Origin of the sequence: Streptomyces sp. WELS2, assembly GCF_013870595.1 — a bacterium.
GTDB lineage: Bacteria > Actinomycetota > Actinomycetes > Streptomycetales > Streptomycetaceae > Streptomyces.
Genome location: NZ_JACBWZ010000624.1, coordinates 1 through 3764, shown reverse-complemented (window position 1 = coordinate 3764; position 3764 = coordinate 1). Strand labels below are relative to the sequence as shown.

The 3764-nt window shown below is 71.9% G+C and carries 2 protein-coding genes; one reads left to right on the top strand and one right to left on the bottom strand.

Translation table 11 applies throughout. The features are described from left to right. The first annotated feature begins 224 nt into the window (after positions 1-224). A complete protein-coding gene (locus H5J33_RS26930; protein ID WP_181797441.1) occupies positions 225-2765 on the top strand; it encodes a discoidin domain-containing protein in 2541 nt (846 codons plus the stop codon). A 36-nt stretch (positions 2766-2801) separates the two neighbouring features. On the opposite strand, the gene H5J33_RS26925 is transcribed toward H5J33_RS26930, so the two are convergent. Next, positions 2802-3764 (bottom strand): amidohydrolase (locus H5J33_RS26925; protein WP_181797440.1); only part of this gene is annotated, 963 nt, incomplete at its 5' end.

Below are 3764 nucleotides of genomic sequence, written 5' to 3'. Positions count from 1 at the left end.
CCGTCCGTGGGGCCACCCGGTGGAACTGGCCTTCCACCGGCGCCGCCGCCGAACAGACCCTGTCGTTCACCCCGTCCCGGGCCTGACGCGCCACGGCCCAGGAGTCCCCGCCCCGAAGGAGGTGGTGTCCGAAGTCTTGTGGCCGGCTTGGTTCATCACTTAAATCAAAACCTGAACTAAGCCGTGGGGCCGGTGAGTCGGCCCCGCCATGTCTGGAGCCGCAGATGAGATGGAGACCCCTGGGTGCCGCGCTGGCCGCAACGGCCGCGCTGATCGCCCTGCCCGCCACCCACCCCTCGGCCCGCGCGGCCGAAATCCCCCTGTCCCAGGGGAAGACGGCCACCGCGTCGTCCGTGGAGAACGCCGGCACCGCGGCCGGCAAGGCCGTCGACGGCGACACGGGCACCCGGTGGTCCTCGGCCGCCGGCGACGACCAGTGGCTCCAGGTCGACCTGGGCGTCACCGCCTCGGTCACCCGGGTGGAACTCGACTGGGAGGCCGCCTACGGCAAGGACTACAAGGTCCAGATCTCCCAGGACGGCACGGCCTGGACCGACCTGAAGTCCGTCACCGGCTCCGACGGAGGCACCGACACCCTCGACGTCTCCGGCCGGGGCCGCTACGTCCGGATGCTCGGCGTGCACCGGGCCACCCAATGGGGATACAGCCTCTGGGAGTTCCAGGTGTTCGGCGGCACGGACGCCGGCCAGGCGGGTTGCGACAGCGGCAACGCGGCCAGGGGCAGGACCGCCACCGCCTCCTCCACCGAGAACGCCGGCACGCCCGCCTCCGCCGCCTTCGACGGCGACACCGCCACCCGCTGGTCCAGCCAGGCCGCCGACCCGCAGTGGCTCCAGGTCGACCTCGGCGCCGTCAAGGACCTGTGCAAGGTCGACCTGAACTGGGAGGCCGCCTACGCCAAGGACTTCCAGATCCAGGCCTCCGCCGACGGGCAGAACTGGAGCACCCTCAAGTCCGTCACCGGCGCGACCGGCGGCACGGCGTCCTACGACGTCAGCGGCTCCGGACGGTACCTGCGGATCTACGGCACCGCGCGCGGCACCGGCTACGGCTACTCCCTGTGGGAGGTCGGCGTGCACACCGGCACCAGCGGACTGCCGCCGGTCCAGGGCGGCGGCGACCTCGGCCCGAACGTCATCGTCGTCGACCCCTCCACCCCGAACCTCCAGCAGAAGTTCGACGACGTCTTCGCCCGGCAGGAGACCGCCCAGTTCGGCACCGGCCGCTACCAGTTCCTGCTCAAGCCGGGCACGTACAACGGCATCAACGCCCAACTCGGCTTCTACACCTCGATCTCCGGCCTCGGCCTGAACCCCGACGACACCCAGATCAACGGCGATGTCACGGTCGACGCCGGCTGGTTCAACGGCAACGCCACGCAGAACTTCTGGCGTTCGGCGGAGAACCTCGCCCTCAACCCGGTGAGCGGCACCGACCGCTGGGCCGTCGCCCAGGCCGCGCCGTTCCGCCGCATCCACGTCAAGGGCGGCCTCAACCTCGCACCCAACGGCTACGGCTGGGCCTCCGGCGGCTACATCGCCGACTCCAGGATCGACGGCACCGTGGGCCCGTACTCCCAGCAGCAGTGGTACACCCGGGACAGCTCCGTCGGCGGCTGGACCAACGGCGTGTGGAACATGACCTTCTCCGGTGTCCAGGGCGCCCCCGCCACCAACTTCGACAGCGGCCCGTACACCACCCTGGACACCACCCCCGTCTCCCGCGAGAAGCCCTTCCTCTACCTGGACGGCTCCTCCTACAAGGTGTTCGTCCCGGCCAAGCGCACGAACGCCCGCGGAGTCTCCTGGCCCGCGAACGCCGGCACCTCGCTCCCGCTCGACCGCTTCTACATCGTCAAGCCCGGCGCCACCGCCGCCACCATCAACGCGGCCCTCGCCCAGGGCCTCAACCTCCTGTTCACCCCCGGCGTCTACCATCTCGACCAGACCCTCGACGTCACCCGCCCCGACACCGTCGTCCTCGGCCTGGGCCTGGCCACCCTGATCCCGGACAACGGCGTCGACGCGATGCACGTCGCCGACGTCGACGGCGTGCGGCTCGCCGGATTCCTCATCGACGCGGGCCCGGTCAACTCCGACACCCTGCTGCGCGTCGGCACCCCCGGCGCCGGCGCGGACCACTCCGCGAACCCCACCACCGTGCAGGACGTGTTCATCCGCATCGGCGGCGCCGGACCCGGACTCGCCACCAACTCCGTGGTGGTCGACAGCGACGACGTCATCATCGACCACACCTGGATCTGGCGCGCCGACCACGGCAGCGGCGTCGGCTGGGACACCAACCGCGCCGACTACGGACTGCGCGTCAACGGAGACGACGTCCTGGTCACCGGCCTGTTCGTGGAGCACTTCAACAAGTACGACGTCTACTGGAACGGAGAACGCGGCCGGACGATCTTCTTGCAGAACGAGAAGGCGTACGACGTCCCGAACGCCGCCGCCGTCACCCATGACGGCATCGTCGGCTACGCGGCCTACAAGGTCGCCGACTCCGTCACCACCCACGAGGCGTGGGGACTGGGCAGCTACTGCAACTTCACGGCCGATCCGTCGATCGTCCAGGCACACGGCTTCCAGGTGCCCGTCACCCCGGGCGTCAAGCTGCACGACCTGCTGGTGATCTCCCTCGGCGGCAAGGGCCAGTACGCCCACGTCGTCAACAGCACCGGCGCCCCCACCTCGGGCACCGACACCGTTCCCTCCAAGGTGACGTCCTTCCCGTAGGACCCGTACGGCACCGCCCGCGGGCAGCGCCAGGCCTCACCCCTCGGCCTGGCGCAGCCCTTCCCGGGCCCGGCCGCGCAGATCCGCGTCGCCCAGTACGTCCGCCGCCGTGCAGGCCAGCGCCTCCACCACGGCGAGGAGCACCCGGCGCGCCCGCCGCGAGGCCGCGGCCTCGGCGAACTCCGGCGTGTGGTCCGAACCTCCGGCGTCCATGATCGCGACGAACGGGTGGATGGCGGGCACCCGGCCGCTGACGTTGCCGATGTCGGAGGAGCCCAGATAGACACCGGGAGCGGGCGCGGTGAGGGCGATCCCGGCCCGGTCCAGATGCCCGGCGAACCGCTCGGACAGCACCGGGCTGTCCCGGAAGTGCTCGTAGCGCACGCTCGCCCGCTCCACGGTCACCCCCGTGCCGGTCGCCCGGGCCACCCCCTCGGCGGCCGCGCCCAGCTGCCCGGCCAGCTCGTCCAGGGCGGCCGTCGTCAGCGCCCGCAGCCCGAACCGCCCCTCCGCGTACTCCGGGACGATGTTCGTGGCCGTGCCGCCCTGCGTGATGATGCCCTGCACATGGGAGCCCTCCGGCAGCCGCCGGCCGAGCGACGACAGCACGTTGAACAGCTCGACGAGGGCCGCCAGCGCGTCGATGCCCTCGGTCGGATTGCCCGTCGGATGCGCCGCCCGGCCCCGGAAGGCGACCCGGTACTGCTCCTGCGCGGTCAGCGGGGCCCGCACCCAGTCGTACACCCCCGGGTGGAACATCAGCGCCGCGTCCACCCCGTCGAAGACGCCCGCCTCCACCTCCAGCGCCTTGCCTCCACCGCCCTCCTCGGCCGGTGTGCCCACCGCGAGGACCGTGCCGTCGGCACCGTCCCACACGGCGTCCAGCACCAGCGCCGCGCCGAGGCCGGCCGCCGCGATCAGGTTGTGCCCGCAGGCGTGGCCGAGCCCGGGCAGCGCGTCGTACTCCAGCGGGAAGGCCACCACCGGCCGCCCCCGCCC

Excerpts from the sequence above, each read along its gene's own strand:
- H5J33_RS26930 (WP_181797441.1), top strand. The coding sequence starts at position 225 with ATGAGATGGAGACCCCTGGGTGCCGCGCTGGCCGCAACGGCCGCGCTG.